Genomic DNA, 211 nt, shown 5'->3' with positions numbered 1-211 from the left:
GGCCCGCAGCCGGGCGGTGGGCATGCCGGAGATCAGCTTGCGGAACGTCCTGCGGCGGCCGTGCTTCTCGCGGGTCTTCTCCGCGGTGAAGTCGAGGTCTTCGATCGCGATGGCGAGGTGGTGGCGTCGGGCGAAGTGCAGCAGGCGGATCAGGGCGTGGCGGATCTGGGCGTCGCGATGTGCGGCGGTGCCGGACAGGTCGTAGTCGAAG

Annotated in this window: 1 pseudogene; it reads right to left on the bottom strand. The window is 70.1% G+C overall.

Going from position 1 to position 211, the window contains the following annotated elements:
* Positions 1 to 211: pseudogene (locus OO68_RS42000) on the bottom strand (IS200/IS605 family accessory protein TnpB-related protein); the annotation flags it as partial.

This window comes from Streptomyces iakyrus, assembly GCF_000717055.1.
GTDB classification, from domain to species: Bacteria; Actinomycetota; Actinomycetes; order Streptomycetales; family Streptomycetaceae; genus Streptomyces; species Streptomyces iakyrus.
Note: the sequence above shows the minus strand (reverse complement) of the source record. Positions and strands in the feature narration are given on the sequence as shown.